The organism is Pseudomonas sp. PDM27 (genome assembly GCF_019219205.1).
GTDB lineage: Bacteria > Pseudomonadota > Gammaproteobacteria > Pseudomonadales > Pseudomonadaceae > Aquipseudomonas > Aquipseudomonas laurylsulfatiphila.
The window spans coordinates 17,350-36,380 of record NZ_JAHUWF010000006.1; the positions used below are offsets into that span (position 1 = coordinate 17,350).

At 61.6% G+C, this 19,031-nt stretch carries 18 protein-coding genes; 11 read left to right on the plus strand and 7 right to left on the minus strand.

Going from position 1 to position 19,031, the window contains the following annotated elements; translation table 11 throughout:
* Positions 1–108: 108 nt before the first annotated feature.
* From fabB to KW838_RS14130, 5 genes are all read right to left on the minus strand, one after another.
* On the minus strand, positions 109–1,329 hold the full coding sequence (gene fabB, locus KW838_RS14110; protein ID WP_015096439.1) for a beta-ketoacyl-ACP synthase I: 1,221 nt from the start codon (positions 1,327–1,329) through the stop codon (positions 109–111).
* Between the two features lie 11 nt (positions 1,330–1,340).
* Entirely contained in the window at positions 1,341–1,856 is a 516-nt protein-coding gene (gene fabA / locus KW838_RS14115) for a 3-hydroxyacyl-[acyl-carrier-protein] dehydratase FabA (RefSeq protein ID WP_003227150.1), read from the minus strand.
* 247 nt (positions 1,857–2,103) lie between these two features.
* Complete coding sequence (locus KW838_RS14120; RefSeq protein ID WP_102699780.1) at positions 2,104–4,005, minus strand: ATP-binding protein; 1,902 nt, start codon at positions 4,003–4,005, stop codon at positions 2,104–2,106.
* On the minus strand, positions 4,002–4,934 hold the full coding sequence (locus KW838_RS14125) for an ABC transporter substrate-binding protein (protein WP_102699779.1): 933 nt from the start codon (positions 4,932–4,934) through the stop codon (positions 4,002–4,004). The genes KW838_RS14120 and KW838_RS14125 overlap by 4 nt, the downstream gene beginning before the upstream one ends.
* A gap of 1 nt (position 4,935) precedes the next feature.
* Positions 4,936–7,059 (minus strand): TonB-dependent receptor domain-containing protein, encoded by a 2,124-nt coding sequence (locus KW838_RS14130; protein WP_218501370.1) that lies wholly within the window; start codon positions 7,057–7,059, stop codon positions 4,936–4,938.
* 195 nt (positions 7,060–7,254) lie between these two features.
* On the opposite strand from KW838_RS14130, the gene KW838_RS14135 reads away from it, so the two are divergent.
* From KW838_RS14135 to KW838_RS14180, 10 genes are all read left to right on the plus strand, one after another.
* The gene (locus tag KW838_RS14135; protein ID WP_102699777.1) at positions 7,255–8,280 is read left to right on the plus strand and encodes an NAD(P)H-dependent glycerol-3-phosphate dehydrogenase; all 1,026 of its coding nucleotides are present in this window, start codon (positions 7,255–7,257) and stop codon (positions 8,278–8,280) included.
* Positions 8,281–8,311: 31 nt separating this feature from the next.
* A complete protein-coding gene (locus KW838_RS14140; RefSeq protein ID WP_007974561.1) occupies positions 8,312–8,659 on the plus strand; it encodes a DUF4389 domain-containing protein in 348 nt (115 codons plus the stop codon).
* On the plus strand, positions 8,656–9,111 hold the full coding sequence (sixA, locus tag KW838_RS14145) for a phosphohistidine phosphatase SixA (protein WP_218501371.1): 456 nt from the start codon (positions 8,656–8,658) through the stop codon (positions 9,109–9,111). Before KW838_RS14140 ends, sixA begins: the two co-directional genes overlap by 4 nt.
* Before the next feature lie 143 nt (positions 9,112–9,254).
* The gene (locus KW838_RS14150; RefSeq protein ID WP_218501372.1) at positions 9,255–10,922 is read left to right on the plus strand and encodes an AMP-binding protein; all 1,668 of its coding nucleotides are present in this window, start codon (positions 9,255–9,257) and stop codon (positions 10,920–10,922) included.
* 32 nt (positions 10,923–10,954) lie between these two features.
* Complete coding sequence (locus tag KW838_RS14155) at positions 10,955–11,398, plus strand: hotdog fold thioesterase (RefSeq protein ID WP_218501373.1); 444 nt, start codon at positions 10,955–10,957, stop codon at positions 11,396–11,398.
* Positions 11,399–11,524: 126 nt separating this feature from the next.
* The gene (locus KW838_RS14160) at positions 11,525–12,331 is read left to right on the plus strand and encodes an alpha/beta fold hydrolase (protein ID WP_218501374.1); all 807 of its coding nucleotides are present in this window, start codon (positions 11,525–11,527) and stop codon (positions 12,329–12,331) included.
* Positions 12,328–13,182 (plus strand): alpha/beta hydrolase, encoded by an 855-nt coding sequence (locus KW838_RS14165; protein ID WP_218501375.1) that lies wholly within the window; start codon positions 12,328–12,330, stop codon positions 13,180–13,182. The genes KW838_RS14160 and KW838_RS14165 overlap by 4 nt, the downstream gene beginning before the upstream one ends.
* A 50-nt stretch (positions 13,183–13,232) precedes the next feature.
* Positions 13,233–13,892, plus strand: coding sequence for a glutathione S-transferase family protein (locus KW838_RS14170; RefSeq protein ID WP_218501376.1), 660 nt, complete (start codon positions 13,233–13,235; stop codon positions 13,890–13,892).
* A gap of 8 nt (positions 13,893–13,900) precedes the next feature.
* Positions 13,901–14,707 (plus strand): DUF4892 domain-containing protein, encoded by an 807-nt coding sequence (locus tag KW838_RS14175; RefSeq protein ID WP_218501377.1) that lies wholly within the window; start codon positions 13,901–13,903, stop codon positions 14,705–14,707.
* A 69-nt stretch (positions 14,708–14,776) separates the two neighbouring features.
* Positions 14,777–15,832, plus strand: coding sequence for an AI-2E family transporter (locus KW838_RS14180; RefSeq protein WP_102699770.1), 1,056 nt, complete (start codon positions 14,777–14,779; stop codon positions 15,830–15,832).
* Between the two features lie 261 nt (positions 15,833–16,093).
* Here the strand turns inward: KW838_RS14180 and KW838_RS14185 are convergent, their stop codons facing one another.
* Positions 16,094–17,143, minus strand: a complete 1,050-nt coding sequence (locus KW838_RS14185) for a HAMP domain-containing sensor histidine kinase (protein WP_102699769.1) — start codon at positions 17,141–17,143, stop codon at positions 16,094–16,096.
* Positions 17,143–17,901, minus strand: coding sequence for a response regulator (locus tag KW838_RS14190; protein ID WP_102699768.1), 759 nt, complete (start codon positions 17,899–17,901; stop codon positions 17,143–17,145). The genes KW838_RS14185 and KW838_RS14190 overlap by 1 nt, the downstream gene beginning before the upstream one ends.
* 296 nt (positions 17,902–18,197) lie before the next feature.
* Between KW838_RS14190 and pyrF the strand changes: the two genes are divergently transcribed.
* A complete protein-coding gene (gene pyrF, locus KW838_RS14195) occupies positions 18,198–18,896 on the plus strand; it encodes an orotidine-5'-phosphate decarboxylase (RefSeq protein ID WP_165824752.1) in 699 nt (232 codons plus the stop codon).
* Positions 18,897–19,031: the final 135 nt, after the last annotated feature.

Below are 19,031 nucleotides of genomic sequence, written 5' to 3' on the forward strand. Positions count from 1 at the left end.
CGAGCAAGCCCGCTCCCACATGGATCGCAGTGTTGCCCCATTTTCAGCAGCAAAAAAAACGCCCCGAACCAGTCGGGGCGTTTTAATGTGTGGCTCAGCAGCGGGAAATTACTTGCCTTCCCAGCGCTTCAGTACCAGCGTGGCGTTGGTGCCACCGAAACCGAAGCTGTTGCTCATCACGGTGTTGATGGTGGCGTTTTCGCGGGTCTTGGTCAGCACCGGCAGGTCGGCCACTTCAGGGTCCAGCTCGTCGATGTTGGCGGAGCCGGCAATGAAGTTGCCTTCCATCATCAGCATGCAGTAGATCGCTTCGTGAACGCCGGCGGCGCCCAGGGAGTGACCCGACAGGCTCTTGGTGGAGCTGATGGCCGGAGCCTTGTCGCCGAACACTTCACGCACGCCTTTCATTTCCGCGACGTCGCCGACCGGGGTCGAGGTGCCGTGGGTGTTCAGGTAGTCGATCGGGGTGTCGACGGTGGACAGCGCCTGCTGCATGCAGCGGATCGCGCCTTCGCCGCTTGGGGCAACCATGTCGTAGCCGTCGGAAGTCGCGCCGTAGCCGACGATTTCCGCGTAGATCTTCGCGCCGCGGGCCAGAGCGTGTTCCAGCTCTTCGACCACGACCATGCCGCCACCGCCGGCGATGACGAAGCCGTCACGGTCAGCGTCGTAGGCACGGGAGGCTTGTTCCGGAGTGTCGTTACGCTTGCTGGACAGGGCGCCCATGGCGTCGAACAGGAACGACTGGCTCCAGTGCTCTTCTTCACCGCCGCCGGCGAAGACGATGTCCTGCTTGCCCATCTGGATCTGTTCCATGGCGGTACCGATGCAGTGAGCACTGGTGGCGCAGGCAGAAGCGATGGAGTAGTTCAGGCCCTTGATCTTGAACGGAGTGGCCAGGCAAGCGGAAACGGTGCTGCTCATGGTCCGCGTGACGCGGTATGGGCCGACGCGCTTGACGCCTTTCTCGCGCAGGATGTCCAGCGCTTCCATCTGGTTCAGGGTCGATGCGCCACCGGAGCCGGCGATCAGGCCGGTGCGCGGGTTGGACACCTGCTCTTCGGTCAGGCCGGAGTCGGTGATGGCGTCTTTCATGGCCAGGTAGGCATAAGCTGCCGCATGGCCGACGAAGCGATAGATCTTGCGATCGATCAGTTCTTCAAGGTTGAGGTCGATGGAGCCGGAAACCTGGCTACGCAGACCCATTTCGGCATATTCCGGGTTGAACCGGATGCCAGGGCGGCTTGCACGCAGGTTAGCGGAGACGGTCTCTTTGTCATTGCCCAGGCAAGAAACGATGCCCAGACCAGTGATAACGACGCGGCGCATGCGGATAACCCTTAGAAGTTGTCAGTGGAGGTGAACACGCCGACCCGGAGGCCTTCGGCGGTGTAGATTTCGCGACCGTCGACAGTGACCGAACCGTCGGCGATGGCCAGGTTCAGCTTGCCCTTGAGGACGCGCTTGATATGAATGTTATAGGTGACTTTCTTGGCGGTCGGCAGGACCTGGCCGAAGAATTTCACTTCGCCCGAACCCAGCGCACGGCCACGGCCCGGCAGGCCTTGCCAGCCCAGGAAGAAGCCGACCAGCTGCCACATGGCGTCGAGGCCCAGGCAGCCCGGCATCACCGGATCGCCTTCGAAGTGGCAGGCGAAGAACCACAGGTCCGGATTGATATCCAGCTCGGCGACCAATTCACCCTTGCCGTACTTGCCACCTTCTTCGCTGATCAGGGTGATGCGATCAACCATCAGCATGTTCGGGGCGGGCAGTTGCGCGTTACCTGGGCCGAACAGCTCACCGCGACTGCAGCGCAGCAGGTCTTCCCGGGTAAAGGCGTTTTGTTTGGTCATGCGAGCTCCTCAATAGTCCCATGCGGCAGGTGGGGCAAATCTTCCCGGCCGATCGAAGCGTTCATGCCTCGAACCGGCAGCCTACTCATAGACTATTGCGTTGTGGTGAAAGTCACAGCACCAAGGACATGAATGTACACTTGTGCACTGAAATTATTATTCAAGCCCCTTTTCGGGCCTGTCGAGGTGCCTAAGACTGCCGCACTTTCGCCTTTCACGCCAGTCACAGATGGTCGAAAGGCCTGTACTACTGCACCCACCGTTGCAGAATTTGTTGCAGATCAGTCCGTTTGAATGGCTTGGCCAGGTAATCGTTCATCCCAGCCGACAGACAGGCCTCGCGATCGCCCTGCAAGGCATTGGCGGTCAGGGCGATGATTGGCAGGTCGGTGCACCCGGGTAACTGGCGGATTTGCCGGGTGGCTTCATAGCCATCGATGATCGGCAAGCGGCAGTCCATCAGGATCGCTTCGAAAATCAGGCTCTCGGCACTGCGTACCGCCTGCGCGCCGTCGGCGGCGACACTGACCTTGAAACCCAGGCTGCGCAACATGGCTTCGATGACCGTCTGGTTGACCGGATTGTCCTCGACCAGCAGCACATTGCGCCCTTCGCCGTCGCTGTCGCCGGTTTGCGCGCGGGGCGGCAACAGCGGCTGCGTCTGCTGGTGCAGGGCCAGGGGAATTTCCAGGGTGAATACCGAACCGCGGCCTTCCTCACTCTGCGCGCGCAAGGTGCCGCCCATGCGCTCGGCGAGGGTGCGAGCAATCGGCAGGCCCAGTCCGGTGCCGCCGTAGCGCCTTGAAATGGAACTGTCGGCTTGCTGGAATGCGTTGAACATCAACTCCAGGCTTTCGGCCGGGATGCCGATGCCGCTGTCACGCACCGTGCAGGTGAACCACAGCAGTTCGTGATCCAGCGACTGCCATTGCGCCTCGAGGGTGACGCGGCCCTTCTCGGTGAACTTCAGCGCGTTGCCCACCAGGTTGACCAGTATCTGCCGGATACGCGTCGGGTCGCCCTTGACCTGCAGGCCGCGCATGTCGTCGGGGATCATCAATTGCAGGTCGAGACCGCGTTGCGCGGCGCTGTGCTGGAACGACTGGGCGCAACTGCCGATCAGGTCGGCGAGGTTGAAGGGAATGTGCTCCAGTTCCAGTTCCGAACGTTCGATCCGCGAGAAATCCAGGATGTCATTGATGACCTTGAGCAAGTGCTCGGTGGACTCCGAGGCCAGCGCCGCGTACTCCACCTGTTCCTCGGTCATGTCGGTGGTTTCCAGCAACTGCAGCATGCCCAGTACGCCATTCATCGGCGTGCGCAATTCATGGCTCATCATGGCGAGGAAGTCGGATTTGGCGTTGTTGGCCTTTTCCGCCTCTTCGCGGGTCTGGATCAACTGCGCCATGGCCTGATGCTGTTCGCGGCTGGCCTGTTCGAGGCCGCTGGCGAGGTTGTTGATGTGTTGCGACAGTGCCCCCAGCTCAGTGTCATCGACAATCGGCAGCGGTTTTTTGTAATCGCCGGCCTGGATCGCCTTGACGGCATTGCCGATATCACGGATCGGTTGCGACAGGCTGCTCGCCAGGCGTCGGGCCACGAGGAAGGTAAACAGCAGGGCAAACAGCGCCAGAATGGCAGCCTTGAGCACGATTTCCTGCTGGCGCCGACTGAAGGCATCGTTGGACAGCCCGACGATCACCCGGCCGAGGTAGTCCTCGGTGGGGGCGGCAGTGGCGGTTTTGCTGCTCTGGAAAAAGTCATTGTGCAAAGCGATTCGCTGGAGCCGTATGGGGGCCTGGAACACTTCGAGCTGTTGCGCGCGATTGTGGTGTTCGTTCGGTTGTTCGACGTACACCAGAACCCGGTTGGCGCTGTCCTGGACTTCCAGAAAGCTCACGTTGGGCGTGGCCAGCGTCGCCTTGAGCAAGGTTTCAAGCACTTCGCTGTTGCCCGAAATCACCCCGTACTCGGTGGCGGGGGCCAGTTGGTTGGCGATCAACTGGCCGGTGTGGGAGATTTCCTGACGCAGATCCTGGATACGCACGAATGTGAAGAAGCTGATCAGCAACAAGGTCAGCAGCAGGGCAGGGCCGAGGCTGATGAGTTGGGTGCGGGTGTTGATGTCCCAGCGACGGCGCAGGTTCATGGGCGGCGTTCTCCTTCAGCCAGCAATGTGGCGACAGACGCCTCGTTTATCTCTTCGATACCCAGGGAGCGCGCCACCTGGGGATTGCTCGCGACCTTGAATCGATGGGGATAGTGCGAGCGCGGCCAGGTGGTCGGTGGCCGGTCGAGTAACTCATCGAGGACCGCCAGCCAGTCGCTCTGATCGCTGTAGGTGCTGGCCAGGCTCCCGGCCTTGACGAAGCTCGCGTTGGGGCCGATCAGTGCCATTTGCCGCGAGTAGCTGCTCAGCAGCAGGTTCTTTGCGGTTTGCGGGTTGTACAGGTCGGCGTCGTCCAGTCCCAGCAACACGTCGCTGTTCTTCAGCAAGGTCTGCAACGGGCGGCTGTCGTGAATGTTGTCCCAGCGTTGGGTGACCACCTCAAGGCCCAGGGGGAGGGCGGCCTGACGCAGCTCATCCAACAGGAATTCACTGTGGTTGTCGTAGAGCACGCCAATGCGTCTGGCTTGGGGCAACAGGGTGCGGGTCAGGCGTAATTGGCGGTCCGGCGGTGGATCGCTCCACAGCAGGCAAAGGCGCGCCGGCAGCGAGCTGTTCAAGCGTTGCCGGGCTTGCAGGCGGCTGATGCGCAGCACCAGTGTCGCCGGGCCCTGGGCGTCCTGCAGGCGCCAGTCGAGGCTGGGCAGATCGAGGAGAATCAAGCGGATATTTTCCGGCAGTTTTTCCGGTATCGGCAAACTGGCCAGCGCCTGGAATCGTACGTTGTCGTTCGGTCGCAACTCGCTCAGGGCCTGGGTAAACGCCCGCACACCGGGGCTGTCTTCGGCCCCCGTGAGCAAAATGTCGGCCGCATTGCTCGCCAGGCTGCCCAGCATGCCGGTGAACAACAGGCAAAGCACCGCCAGCAACCGGCTCAAGGTCGGTGTTCTCCAGGCCGGACGATACGGCATCTTACAGTTCCAGCTCTGCGCTGAAATACATCACGTGGCGCTGGTCATAACGGTTATCGATGAAGGTAGTCGGCTGATTGTCCAGGCGTTGCTGGAGCACTCCGGCCAGTTCCAGGCTGGCCTTGCCCAGGGCGATACGTTTGGCGATGCGCGCATCGACCCGTTCGAAGCGGTAACCGTTGAGGGCGTCGTCGCCATAATAGAAAAGCGCACTGTTCCAGCCCCGGCCCCAATCCCGCAGCCATCCGGCTGAACCACTGTTGTTTGCAGTCTGCCTGGCATCCAGCGGATTGCTGGCGTCGGCATCGACGTAGGCATAGGTCAGTCGCAGGCGATCGAAGCTGCCGACGCGCCAGTCGAGCTGGGTTTCGGCTCCCGAAAAACGCTCCTTGTTGGCGTTGCTGGCGACGTACTGATTGTTGCGCAGCGGTTCACTGATCATGCCGGTGATTTCGTCGTGGAACAACTTCACGTCGAGTGCCAGCCCCGTTTCGGGGAAGTAGCCGTTGTAGCCCAGCTCCCGGGAGCGCATGTGCTCTTGATCGAGGTCGCCCGGGCCGCGGGTCTTGACGAAATAGCGGGCGCTGGACTGGCCAAAGGCACCGGGCTTGAGGTTAGTGACCTGATAACTCCAGTTGACGTTGTTCTCGAACATGTCCGGCGAGCGGATGGCCTCGGAGTACACCGCACGCAAGCCGTGGCGCGGGTTGATCAGGTAGTTGACCGCCATGCGAGGTGTCAGCGAGCTGCCGATCAACCGGGTATCTTCGAACATGGCGCCGCCTTGCAGCAACCAGTGTTCGCTGGCACGCCACTCGACCTGGCCGAACACCCGCCAGGTCCTGTCATCGAGAGTGCCATTGAAGTAAGTCTCGGAATCCGCCCGGTCGTAACGATAGTTCATCCCGCTGACCAGCCGCAGGTTATCGGCAAGGCTCAGGGTGTCCTGCAGTTCAAGGTCGTAGCGCGTTTCCCGGGTGCTCTGGTCGATGTCGCCGCAAACGGTCTGGCTCGCACCGTTGCGCCATTGATCGAGTACCTGGTTGGCCAGCGCCTGCTCGGCGGGTGTGCCAGCCGGGACTCCACGGCCGGTGAAGCGTGTGATGTTGCGGGCCAGGCGTTCGGTGTAGTTCGGGTTCAGTTGCCAGAGCTCGGTCAATTGCGGGCTGAACGAAATTTCTGCGTCGCAGGCGCGCCAGGTTTGCTGGCGATCCCAGTGTTGGGCAGAACCCTGGATATAAAGGCTGTGATCGGGATTGATGTCCAGATTCCAGCGCAACGACCCGGCGTAGTCCTTGGCGGTGACGTCGGAGTCGTTGCCGGCACGGGTAATCCCCGGGAACACCGGCCGGTAGGTATAGGGCCGCTGGTTGGTGCCGTCCTTGGCATTCACTTGCCAATCGAGGCTTTGCCGTTCGTCGAGGCTCTGGCTGACCGCGAGGTTGAAGCGATCGAGGCGACGACTGTCATGGTAATCAGCGCCGGTTCTGTCGGTGTCGAAGCCGTCGTCTTGCTGGCCGGACAGGGACAGGCGCATGTCACCATCCTCCCAGCCCAGGCCTTGGCTGGCATAAAAGTCGTTGATGCCGCGCTGGCCCCGGGTGACCTTCATGCGGGTACCGAGGCTGTCGGCCGGCCGCCGGGTAATGATGTTGACCACCGCCATCAGGGCATTGGCGCCGTAGCTGACGGTATTGGGCCCGCGAAAGACTTCGATGCGCTCGATGTCTTCCATGGCCACCGGAATGTCGCTCCAGTCGACGGTGGCCAGGCCGGCGCGATACACCGAGCGCCCGTCGATCAGCACTTGCATGCGTCGCGCTTCAGTCGCATTGGTGCCGTGGTAGTTCACCGCGGCCTGGTTGCCGCTGATGTTGCCGACCATCATCCCCGGCACCAGGCGCAGCAGTTCGCTGATGTCACGGGCACCGGTGGCGTGGATCAGGGCGCTGTCGATCACCGTCATGCTGCCCGGCACGGCCGCCGGCGACTGCTTCAGGCGCGTGGCGGTGAGCACTTGCGGCAGCGGTTCGCTGTCCAGGAACAGGTCGTCGGCCAGCACCGGCGAGCTGAAAATCAGCGCCAGTACCAGAGGCGAACGCGGTGAAGGAGCAGCCGGAGACACAACACATCCCTGTCAGTGATTGATGGCGCGCATGTTAACCGAGCCGAATGACTTTTCCATTCACGATGTCTGCATTTTCCTCGGTTTTATTGGTCTTCTTCCTGCGGGTGCAGGTATTTGATGTCGGGGCTGGCCGCCGATGGGCTGCCCCGTATAATGCCGACATCGCCACTGGTATGGATTAACGGATTGCATATGACTGAACAGCGCCCGATTGCGGTCCTGGGAGGCGGAAGTTTTGGAACCGCCGTGGCTAATCTGCTGGCCGAGAACGGGCATCAGGTCCTTCAGTGGATGCGTGACCCCGAACAGGCCGAGGCCATTCGGGTCAATCGCGAAAACCCGCGTTACCTCAAAGGCATCAAGATTCTGCCCGGCGTCACCCCGGTCACCGACCTGCAAGCCACCCTGGATGCCAGCGACCTGTGTTTCGTCGCGTTGCCCTCCAGCGCGCTGCGCTCGGTGCTGGTGCCGCACGCCGAACGCTTGAGCGGCAAAATGCTGGTGAGCCTGACCAAAGGCATCGAAGCCCACACGTTCAAGTTGATGAGCGAGATCCTTGAAGAAATCGCCCCGCAGGCACGCATTGGCGTCCTGTCCGGCCCCAACCTGGCCCGTGAAATTGCAGAACATGCGCTGACGGCCACGGTGGTCGCCAGTGAAGACGAAGAACTGTGCCAACAGGTTCAGGCCGCGCTGCACGGCCGCACCTTTCGCGTTTATGCCAGCGCCGACCGTTTCGGCGTGGAACTGGGCGGGGCGTTGAAAAACGTCTACGCGATCATCGCCGGCATGGCGGTGGCGCTGGGCATGGGGGAAAACACCAAGAGCATGCTGATCACCCGGGCACTGGCGGAAATGACCCGCTTCGCGGTGAATCAGGGCGCCAACCCGATGACCTTCCTGGGCTTGGCCGGCGTGGGCGACTTGATCGTGACCTGTTCTTCACCAAAGAGCCGCAACTATCAGGTCGGCTTCGCCCTCGGCCAGGGCCTGAGCCTGGACGAGGCCGTCACGCGCCTGGGTGAAGTCGCCGAAGGGGTCAACACCCTTAAAGTACTCAAGGCCAAGTCCCAGGAGGTTGGCGTGTACATGCCGCTGGTCGCCGGGTTGCACGCGATCCTGTTCGAAGGCCGCACGCTGGAGCAGGTCATCGGTCTGTTAATGCGTGGCGAGCCGAAAACCGACGTCGACTTTATTTCCACCAGTGGTTTCAATTAATCACGCTTGCCATAAAAGCAGGGAGTTGCGCATGAACGATCCAAAAGTAGAAGCCAAGTATGAATCCATCCTGCTGCGCGTGTTGTGGATGATCGTCTTCGTGCTGGTGTGGCAAGTCGCGCAGTTCATCCTCGGCGCCGTCGTGCTGGTGCAGTTGATCTATCGTTTGTTTTATGGCGCCCCGAGCGCCAGCCTGATGAACTTTGGCGACAGTCTGAGCCAGTTTCTGGCGCAGATCGGTCGTTTCGGCAGCTTTCACAGCGACCAGAAGCCTTGGCCGTTCGCCGATTGGCCGACGCCGCGTACACCGGAAGGTGAAGCGCCGCATGTTGTGGCACCGGCACCGCATCCGGCTCGAGATGAGGAACCCAAGCTATGAAACTCTGGGTATTGCGTCATGGTGAAGCTGTACCGCACGGCTCCCGGCCCCACGATTCGGAGCGGGAACTGACGGATAACGGTCGTGAGGAGGTGCTGCGCAGCGCCGCGCAACTGATCGGGCAACCGCTGACGGCGATTTACGCAAGTCCGTACCTGCGAGCGCAGCAGACGGCGCAACTGGTGCGCGAAACACTGGGGTTCGAGCCGGAAATCCGCACTGTCGAGTGGCTGACACCGGACACCGAGCCGGACAAGGTCGCCGAGCAAATGGTGGCGGTGAGCGATGTCCTGCTGGTCAGTCACAACCCGCTGGTGGGGAATTTGTTGAGCTACCTGCAACATGGCGCGGGACATCCACCGGAGCGGGTCAGCACCGCCGGCCTGGCCGAGCTCGAGAGCAATGAGTTGTTGGTCGGGTCGATGAGGCTCAACGACATCAAGCACCCATAAAAGCAAAGATCGCAGCCTGCGGTCTCCTGTAGGAGCTGCCGCAGGCTGCGATCTTTTGATCTTGCTTTTTACCTGTAAAAAATTAACCAAGCACTTGCTTGGTTGACTACGCTTGCTCCAGAACAAAAACACAGGAGCGAGTCATGTCTGCTGCTTTTCGTTTGCCGCTGGACGTTTTCTACGAGCGTGAGGCCCGTCACCCCCGCCAGCGCTTCCTGGTCCAGCCGGTCGGAGGCGGCCAGGTCGAGACCTTGACCTGGGCGGACGTCGGTCACCAGGCCCGTTGCGCGGCCCATTGGTTGCGAGCGCGGGAGTTGCCGCAGGGCAGCCACATCGCCCTGATCTCGAAGAACTGTGCGCACTGGATCATCGCCGACCTGGCGATCTGGATGGCCGGGCATGTGTCGGTGCCCTTGTACCCCAACCTCACCGCCGAATCGGTTGCCCAGGTGCTCGAACATTCGGAAGCGGCGCTGGCATTCATCGGCAAGCTCGACGACTGGCCAGGCATGTCCCGTGGCGTCAGCCCCGACCTGCCGACCATCAGCCTGCCCCTGCATCCGCCGGGTACGTTCGATTTCAGCTGGGCCGACCTGCAAGGCAGCTCGCCCATCCAGGACGATCCGAAACCTGCCGCCGATCAACTGGCGACCATCATTTACACCTCCGGCACCACGGGCATGCCCAAAGGCGTGATGCACAGCTTTGGCAATCTGGGCTTCGCCACCACACGCGGCACTGCGTTGTTTGGCCTCAACGAGTCGGACCGGTTGTTGTCCTACCTGCCGCTGTGCCACGTTGCCGAACGGATGTTCGTCGAACTGGCGTCGATCTATACCGGCCAAACGGTATTTTTCGCCGAGAGCCTCGATACTTTCCTCACCGACCTGCAGCGTGCACGCCCGACCGCACTGTTTGGCGTGCCGCGCATCTGGACCAAATTCCAGATGGGCGTGTACAGCAAAATCCCGGCAAAACGCCTCGACTTCCTGCTCGGCCTGCCGATCATCGGCAAACGGGTCGGGCATAAAGTCCTCGCCGGACTGGGTCTGGATGCGTTGCGCATCGCGTTGTCCGGCGCGGCACCGGTGCCGCAAACCTTGTTGCAGTGGTACCGCAAACTGGGACTGGACGTGCTGGAGGTCTACGGCATGACCGAGAGTTGCGGTTACTCCCACATCGGCATCCCGGGCCAGAACAAACCAGGCTGGATCGGCAAGCCGTGCCCGGAAGTTGAAGTGCGGATCGCCGAGACGGGGGAGGTCATGGTGCGCAGTGGCGCGACCATGCTCGGCTATTTCAAGGAACCGGAAAAAACCGCTGACACCATTACCGAGGACGGCTTCCTGCGCACCGGCGACAAGGGCGAGGAGGACGCCGAAGGCAATCTGCGCCTGACCGGGCGCCTGAAGGAAATCTTCAAGACCAGCAAAGGCAAATACGTGGCGCCGGCACCGATTGAAAATCGCCTGGCCGTGCATTCGCGTATCGAACAGGTCTGCGTGGTGGGCGATGGCTTGAGTGCACCGCTGGGTTTGTGCGTGTTGTCGGCGGTCGGCCAACAGGATGCCGACGGGGCCGCACGCGCCGGCCTGCATTCGAGCCTGGAAAAACTGCTGGAAGAGGTCAACGGTGCGCTCGACAAGCATGAACAGCTGCGGCGCCTGGTGGTGGTCAAGGACAGTTGGGCCGTGGAAAACGGCTTTCTCACCCCGACGTTGAAGATCAAGCGCAACGTGATCGAAGCGGCGTACGGTGAGCGTTTTGCAGAATGGAGCGAGCGCAGCGAAGCGGTGCTGTGGCAGGATTGATTCACCAACAAAACCAACAAGGAAACCCTGCGATGAGTCTGTGGCGCACCACTCCCAACATCGAGCAGTTGAACGCAATCCAGAAAAACACCATCGGCGAACTGCTGGACATCCGTTTTGAGTCCTTCGACGATGAGTCCCTGACCGCCAGCATGGTTGTCGATCACCGCACCCATCAGCCTTACGGTTTGCTGCATGGCGGCGCCTCGGTGGTGCTGGCCGAATCGGTCGGCTCGATGGCCAGCTACCTGTGCATCAATGCCAGCAAGTTCTATTGCGTGGGCCTGGAAATCAACGCCAACCATTTGCGCGGCCTGCGCAGCGGGCGGGTGACGGCAGTGGCCAAGCCGATCCACATCGGCCGCACGACCCATGTCTGGGACATTCGGTTGACCAGCGATGAGGGCAAGGCCAGTTGTGTGTCGCGGTTGACCATGGCGGTGGTGCCGTTGGGTGAGAAACCTCCGTTACGTTGACGGGTTGAAATCAAAGGATCGCAGCCTGCGGCAGCTCCTGCCACCATTCCTGGTAGTTATGGTCATTGCTGTAGGAAGCGGTCTTACGGACAATCAACGTCTGTTCTCGCTCATGGATTTGCAGGTATGTCGCAACAGATCTTTTTCGCCCACGCCAATGGTTTTCCTTCGGGGACCTACGGCAAGTTGTTTGCGGCGCTGGCACCCGAGTTTCAGGTGACGCATCTGGAGCAGCACGCCCACGACCCGCGTTACCCGGCGGACGATAACTGGTACAACCTGGTGGATGAGCTGATCCATCACCTGCAACAACAGGCCGAGCCCGTGTGGGGCGTCGGTCACTCCTTCGGCGGGGTGTTGCACCTGCATGCGGCCTTGCGCTGCCCTGAGCTGTATCGCGGGGTGGTGATGCTCGACTCGCCAGTGCTGACCCGAGCCGATCAATGGGTCATACGTGCGGCCAAACGCTTCGGTTTCATCGACCGCCTGACGCCGGCCGGCCGTACCCTGGGCCGCCGCGAGGAGTTCGCCGACCTGGAAAGCGCCCGGAAATATTTTGCCGGTAAAACCCTGTTTCGCGGTTTCGACCCCGAATGCTTCGATGCCTACCTGCATCACGGCTTGCACCAGGTCGGCGACAAACTGCGCCTGCGGTTCGACCCGGCCACGGAAATCAGCATCTATCGCGGCGTGCCGCACACCAGTCCGGGCAGTACCCGCAAGTTGCAAGTGCCACTGGCGGTGGTTCGCGGGCACAACAGCCGCGTGGTGATGCGCCATCACGCCAGTTCGGTCGACCGCCTGCCGTTGGGCGAGTCGTTGACCATGCCCGGCGGCCACATGTTTCCGCTCGAGCGTCCCCTTGATACCGCGCAAATGCTCAAAGGCCTGTTCCATCGCTGGGGCGGCCGTCGACAACAGGATTGCGCATGAGCCACACCGTCGAAGAAGTTCGCCTGAGCCTGCCGCACATCGAGCTGGCGGCACACCTGTTCGGGCCTGAAGACGGCTTGCCGGTCATTGCCCTGCATGGCTGGCTGGACAACGCCAACAGCTTTGCCCGACTGGCCCCCAAACTCAAAGGCCTGCGCATCATCGCGCTGGACATGGCCGGTCACGGTCATTCCGGGCATCGCCCGCCGGGAGCCGGTTACGCCATGTGGGACTATGCCCACGATGTGCTGCAAGTCGCCGAACAGCTTGGACTGAAGAAATTTGCGCTGATGGGGCATTCGATGGGCGCCATCGCTTCGCTGATCATCGCCGGGTCGATGCCCGAGCGGGTCACCCACCTGGCGCTGATCGACGGCATCATTCCTCCTACAGACAAAGGCGAAAACGCTGCCGAGCGGATGGGCATGGCCCTGCAGGCGCAACTGGATCTGCGGGAGAAGCGCAAACCGGTCTACGACACCCTCGACCGCGCCATCGAAGCGCGCATGAAGGGCCTGGTGGCGGTCAGCCGCGAAGCCGCGGAACTGCTGGCGCAGCGGGGTCTGATGCCGGTTTCGGGTGGTTATACCTGGCGCACCGACAATCGCCTCACGCTGCCATCGCCACTGCGCCTGACCACCGAGCAGGCCATGGCCTTCGTCCAGCGGATCAAATGTCCTACAACGCTGGTGGTCGCTGCCGACGGCATGCTCGCCAAACACCCCGAGTTGCTGGAGCGTCTACCCTTTAGCCGGGAACAGCTGCCAGGCGGACACCATTTGCACCTGAATGACGAGTCCGGTGCCGATCTTGTCGCAGACTGTTTCAATCGGTTTTTCGCCATTCCTTGACTTGCGCCGGGCAACTGTCGAGGCTTGGCGGGTTGAAAAGGGAGACAACCATGATAGATCTCTACACCGCTGCGACCCCGAATGGCCACAAGGTCTCTATCGTGCTCGAGGAACTCGGCCTGCCCTACAGAGTGCATGCCTTGAGTTTCGACAAGAAGGAGCAGAAGTCCGCGGACTTCCTCAAGATCAACCCCAATGGCCGGATTCCGGCAATTGTCGACCGCGCCAACGGCGATTTCGCCGTGTTCGAGTCCGGTGCCATCCTGATTTACCTCGCAGAACAGACCGGCAAACTGATGCCGGGCGACCCGAAGGGACGTTCGCTGGTGTTGCAGTGGCTGATGTTCCAGATGGGTGGCATCGGCCCGATGCAGGGCCAGGCCAACGTGTTCTTCCGCTACTTTCCGGAAAAACTCCAGGGCGCTATCGACCGCTATCAGCATGAGACCCGTCGCCTCTATGAAGTGCTCGACACGCGTTTGCAAAGCGTGGAGTTCCTCGCCGATGAGTACAGCATTGCCGACATCGCCACCTTTCCATGGGTGCGCGGTTACGAGTGGTCGGGCGTCTCGGTGGAGGGCTTGACGGCGTTGCAACGCTGGATGGCCACCCTGGAGGCCCGGCCGGCGGTGCAACGTGGTCTGCAGGTACCGCAACGCGCCGATGAAGCCAGTGTCATCAAGGGCGCCCAGGCCATGCTGATCCGATGAGTCTATCCATGCGTTCATTCAGTTTGCTGGTGCTGTGCAGTTTCAGTCCCTTGTTGTTCGCCGCCGATGTTCCGGGCAGTCAGGACCTGCCGATAGTGCCGCGCATGGTCGATGCCCAGATTGTCGACTATCGCCCGGCCGCCGAACTGGAGCGGATCTACCCCTTGGGTTCGATCCGCAAGATCAGTGGCCAGTTACGTTTCGACGGTCAGGTCAGCGCCCGCGGCAACGTCACTTCGGTGACCTACGAGTTGCCAGCGGAGCATTCATCCACCGAAGCGTTCACCGCTGCCCGCGAGGCTTTGCAAAAACAGGATGCCGGGTTGCTCTTTTGGTGCCAGGCGCGCGATTGCGGCGAAAGCAGTCTCTGGGCCAACGAAGTCTTCGGCAACGCCAAGCTGTACGGTGCCGACGATCAACAAGCCTATTTGCTGCTGCGACTTGCCGCTCCACGGGATAACACGCTCGTCGCGCTGTACAGCATCACCCGCGGTAATCGCAAAGCCTACCTGCATGTCGAGCAGTTCGACGCTTCGGCACCGCTGGGCGAGGTGTTTCCGACGTCCGCGACCTTGCTGCGTGAGCTCAAGAGCACCGGCGAACTGGATTTTTCCACGTTGAACAGTGCACCAGACGAGACTTGGCTGCGCCTGATTTCCCGCGGACTGAATCTGGACACCACCTTGCGGGTCAGCATTTCCGGAGCGAACGCCGAAGCCTGGCGTCAGGCACTGATTGCCCAGGGCGTGCGTGCCGCGCGAATGGAAGCCGGCAGTGCCGAAGGCTCTGGCCTGCACATCGAGCTATTGCGGTAGGCTGTACCGGGCGAGCGTGCACGCTGCGTTCGCCTACTCTTTTGCTGACTGATATTTTCGGGATTTTCAATGATCAATAACGATCGCCTGTTGGTGCAGATCCTGCTCGTCGTGCTGTTCGGCGCGAGCTTCTGGGTGATGGCGCCGTTCTGGTCGGCGATGTTCTGGGGCGCCGTCCTGGCATTCGCCAGTTGGCCGCTGATGCGCTTGCTGACCCGTTGGCTCAATGGCCGCGAGTCTCTGGCGGCGGCATTGCTGACGCTGGGCTGGATGGTGCTGGTCGCGGCACCGTTGGTGTGGCTGGGTTTCAACCTCGCCGATCATGTGCGTGATGCCACCGCATTCATCAAGGATGCGCAGGTCGAGGGGCTGCCCGAAGCACCGGCCTGGCTGGGTTCGATTCCCCTGGTGGGCGAGCGGCTGGTCGGACTCTGGAACAGCATTGATGAGCAGGGCGCGGCGATGATGGTGTCGCTCAAGCCTTATCTGGGGCAGATGGGTAACTGGTTACTGGCGCGCAGCGCGCAGATCGGCGGCGGTATTCTCGAACTGACCCTGAGCATCGTCTTCGTGTTCTTTTTCTATCGTGACGGACCGCGCCTGGCGGCGTTTGTGCACACATTGCTGGAACGGCTGATCGGTCAACGGGCCGGCTACTACATTGAACTGGTGGCAGGCACGGTACAGCGGGTGGTGAACGGAGTGATTGGTACAGCAGCGGCCCAGGCGATCCTGGCGCTGATCGGGTTCCTGATTGCCGGCGTACCGGGTGCGCTGGTGCTCGGCATCGTGACCTTCATGCTCAGCCTGATCCCGATGGGACCGCCGCTGGTGTGGATTCCGGCGACAGCCTGGCTGGCCTGGAAAGGCGAGTACGGGATGGCGATATTCCTCGGCATCTGGGGCACATTCGTCATCAGCGGTGTCGACAACGTGCTCAAGCCGTACCTGATCAGCCGTGGCGGTAACCTGCCGCTGGTCATCGTGCTGCTTGGGGTGTTTGGCGGGTTGATTGCCTTTGGTTTTATCGGCCTGTTCATCGGCCCGACATTGCTGGCGGTGGCCTATAGCCTGTTGATTGACTGGAGCAAGACTCAGGCACGGGCTGAGGATCGCCTGCCCTGAAGTTACAGGGGCCGTAGTCCATTGAACCGCTGAGGGGTAGTGGGCTTTTTTTGGGTTCTTCACGGAATCCCGGGGGAACACCGATAACGAAATACCTGTAGGAGCTGCCGGAGGCTGCGATCTTTTGATCTTGATCTTCAGCAATCTCCAGATCGCAAAATCAAAATCAAAATCAAAAGATCGCAGCCTCCGGCAGCTCCTACAGGGGAGCACGTGCACCACCAGACAACGAGGCCGATCGCGGCGGGCTCTGTAGGGGTATCAGGTGCGCGGCAGGCGAATCACGGCCGTCAGGCCGCCACCTGGCGTCTCTTCCAAGGTTAACTGCCCGCCCATTCGTTGCGCCGCCTCACGCGCAATGGTCATGCCCAGGCCAACGCCGCCGGAATTGCGATTGCGCGAGCCTTCAAGGCGAAAGAAGGGTTCGAACACGGCTTCACGTTGTTCAGTGGCGATACCCGGTCCATGGTCGATGACCCGGATCACCAGGTGTTCACGATGGTCTTGCAGGGTGATCAGCGCCTGCCCGGCATAACGCAGGGCATTGTCCATCAGGTTGTTGATGCAGGAACGCAGGGCCATCGGCTGCACTTGCAGCGGGGCACAGTGACCGCTGGCCTGGACGTCTGCGCCCTGGTCCTGGGCATTTTCACTCAGGGACTCCACCAGCGCCTGCACGTCCATCCACTGTGGGGCTTCGCTGGTGCGCTGTTCATGCAGATAGGTGAGGGTGGCGTCGAGCATGCTGATCATGTCGTCGAGGTCTTGCCGCATCTGGCCTTGCAGCTTGTCGTCGTCGATTTTTTCCAGCCGCAGCTTGAGCCGTGACAGCGGCGTGCGCAGGTCGTGGGACACGGCGCCGAGCATGCGCGAGCGCTGCTTGACCTGTTCAAGGATGCGCCGCTGCATTTTGTTGAAGGTGTGCGCCGCTTGCCGCGCTTCCCGTGGCCCCGACTCTTCCAGCGGCGGGCTGTCGAGGTTCTCGCTCAAGCGCTCGGCTGCGTCGCTCAGGCGCTGGATTGGCCGGCTCAGCAGTTTGGCGCCGTACCAGGCGGCAATGATCAGCGAGACCAATTGAAAAGTCAGCGGCACCAGGGGGCCGCCGAACCACGGCCTTGGCGGCCGCTTCTCGAAGCGTGGGTCCAGTGGCGGGCGTGGTCCTTCCAGGCCTTCGGAAAACTCCGGTGGACGTGGCGGCGGTGGTGGACCGTAATGATGAAACCAGGCAAAGGCCAGCAGGTGCGCGAGGATAATCGCCAGCAACAACACGCCAAACAGGCGGCCGAACAGCGTATCGAAGCGCCCGCGCATCAGCCGATGTCTCGGGCATCGAACAGGTAACCCTCGCCACGAACAGTCTTGATCAACTGCGGAGCCTTGGGATCGTCGCCGAGTTTCTGGCGCAGGCGCGACACCAGCAGGTCGATGCTGCGGTCAAAGGCTTCAATCGAACGACCGCGGGCGGCGTCCAGCAGTTGTTCACGGCTGAGCACCCGGTGCGGACGTTCGATAAATACCCAGAGCAGGCGGAATTCGGCGTTGGACAGCGGTACCACCAGGCCATCGTCGGCAATCAGTTGCCGCAGCACGCTGTTCAGGCGCCAATTGTCGAAGCGAATGTTCGCCCGCTGTTCGCTGCGGTCATCGCGCACCCGACGCAGGATGGTCTGGATCCGCGCCACCAGCTCGCGGGGCTCGAACGGCTTGGCCATGTAGTCGTCGGCGCCCAGCTCGAGGCCAATGATCCGGTCGGTGGGTTCGCAGCGGGCGGTGAGCATCAGGATCGGAATGTCCGACTCGGCGCGCAGCCAGCGGCACAACGACAGTCCGTCTTCGCCTGGCAGCATCAGGTCGAGTACCACCACGTCGAAATGCTCCGCCTGCATCGCCTGGCGCATCGCGGCGCCATCGGTGACGCCGCTGGCGTGGATGTTGAATCGGGCCAGGTAGTCGATCATCAATTCGCGGATCGGCACGTCATCGTCGACGATCAGGGCACGAATGCTCCAGCGTTTGTCGTCGCCGGGCGTCTTTTGGTCGTCGTTCACGGGGGCTTGAGTGTTGTGCATGCGTGCGTTCATCTGCCAGGTAGGCTGCCAACCACAAAGATAGGCGGCGAGGTTGTGGTTCCAGCATAGGCGTCCGGCCCTGAGGCGGGAAGTGCTGTTGCAGGGACCTGTTGCGGTTGCCGAGGGTAGCCGGCCCGGGTGTTGCGGGCGTGTCGTGTGTGTATCGAACTCGACACAATGGCCTCGGGGGCTAGTCTTGCCTGAGCCGTTTCGACGATTTACCGATCATCGGGTCCCGCAGCGGCGCTGGTTCCGCTACAATGCGCGCCGATTTCGACTTGCCTGAGAGCCCACTCATGTCCGCCTGCCAGACTCCTATCATCGTCGCCCTGGATTTCCCTACCCGTGACGCCGCACTGAAGCTGGCCGATCAGTTGGACCCGAAGCTGTGCCGGGTCAAAGTCGGTAAGGAACTGTTCACCAGCTGTGCCTCGGAAATCGTCGGCACCCTGCGCGACAAGGGTTTCGAAGTGTTCCTGGACCTCAAGTTCCACGACATCCCGAACACCACCGCGATGGCCGTCAAGGCCGCTGCGGAAATGGGCGTGTGGATGGTCAACGTGCATTGCTCCGGCGGCCTGCGCATGATGGCCGCGTGCCGTGAAGTGCTGGATCAGCGCAGCGGTCCCAAGCCACTGCTGATCGGCGTGACCGTGTTGACCAGCATGGAGCGTGAAGATCTGGCAGGTATCGGTCTGGACATCGAGCCGCAAGAGCAGGTCCTGCGCCTGGCCGCCCTGGCGGAAAAAGCCGGGATGGACGGCCTGGTGTGCTCGGCCCTGGAAGCCCAGGCGCTGAAATCGGCGCATCCGTCGCTGCAACTGGTGACCCCGGGGATTCGTCCGGCGGGCAGTGCCCAGGACGATCAGCGTCGCATCCTGACGCCACGTCAGGCACTGGATGCCGGTTCCGATTATCTGGTGATCGGCCGTCCGATCAGCCAGGCGGCGGATCCGGCGAAGGCGTTGGCCGACGTAGTGGCCGAACTGGCTTAAACACCGCTAAACCTGTGGGAGCAGCCGGTCGACGCTCGATTGCTCGCGATGAGGGAGGATCAGTGACATCAATGTTGCCTGACACTCTGCTATCGCGAGCAAGCTCGCTCCCACATTGGTTTTGTGATCACTTCA

Bases quoted from the DNA above. Each gene is read 5' to 3' on its own strand.
- KW838_RS14180 (WP_102699770.1), top strand. From the start codon at position 14,777: ATGATCAATAACGATCGCCTGTTGGTGCAGATCCTGCTCGTCGTGCTG.
- fabB (WP_015096439.1), bottom strand. From the start codon at position 1,329: ATGCGCCGCGTCGTTATCACTGGTCTGGGCATCGTTTCTTGCCTGGGC.
- KW838_RS14125 (WP_102699779.1), bottom strand. From the start codon at position 4,934: ATGCCGTATCGTCCGGCCTGGAGAACACCGACCTTGAGCCGGTTGCTG.
- KW838_RS14175 (WP_218501377.1), top strand. From the start codon at position 13,901: ATGCGTTCATTCAGTTTGCTGGTGCTGTGCAGTTTCAGTCCCTTGTTG.
- KW838_RS14165 (WP_218501375.1), top strand. From the start codon at position 12,328: ATGAGCCACACCGTCGAAGAAGTTCGCCTGAGCCTGCCGCACATCGAG.
- KW838_RS14185 (WP_102699769.1), bottom strand. From the start codon at position 17,143: ATGCGCGGGCGCTTCGATACGCTGTTCGGCCGCCTGTTTGGCGTGTTG.
- KW838_RS14140 (WP_007974561.1), top strand. From the start codon at position 8,312: ATGAACGATCCAAAAGTAGAAGCCAAGTATGAATCCATCCTGCTGCGC.
- KW838_RS14170 (WP_218501376.1), top strand. From the start codon at position 13,233: ATGATAGATCTCTACACCGCTGCGACCCCGAATGGCCACAAGGTCTCT.
- KW838_RS14190 (WP_102699768.1), bottom strand. From the start codon at position 17,901: ATGCACAACACTCAAGCCCCCGTGAACGACGACCAAAAGACGCCCGGC.
- KW838_RS14135 (WP_102699777.1), top strand. From the start codon at position 7,255: ATGACTGAACAGCGCCCGATTGCGGTCCTGGGAGGCGGAAGTTTTGGA.
- pyrF (WP_165824752.1), top strand. From the start codon at position 18,198: ATGTCCGCCTGCCAGACTCCTATCATCGTCGCCCTGGATTTCCCTACC.
- KW838_RS14160 (WP_218501374.1), top strand. From the start codon at position 11,525: ATGTCGCAACAGATCTTTTTCGCCCACGCCAATGGTTTTCCTTCGGGG.
- fabA (WP_003227150.1), bottom strand. From the start codon at position 1,856: ATGACCAAACAAAACGCCTTTACCCGGGAAGACCTGCTGCGCTGCAGT.
- sixA (WP_218501371.1), top strand. From the start codon at position 8,656: ATGAAACTCTGGGTATTGCGTCATGGTGAAGCTGTACCGCACGGCTCC.
- KW838_RS14150 (WP_218501372.1), top strand. From the start codon at position 9,255: ATGTCTGCTGCTTTTCGTTTGCCGCTGGACGTTTTCTACGAGCGTGAG.
- KW838_RS14120 (WP_102699780.1), bottom strand. From the start codon at position 4,005: ATGAACCTGCGCCGTCGCTGGGACATCAACACCCGCACCCAACTCATC.
- KW838_RS14155 (WP_218501373.1), top strand. From the start codon at position 10,955: ATGAGTCTGTGGCGCACCACTCCCAACATCGAGCAGTTGAACGCAATC.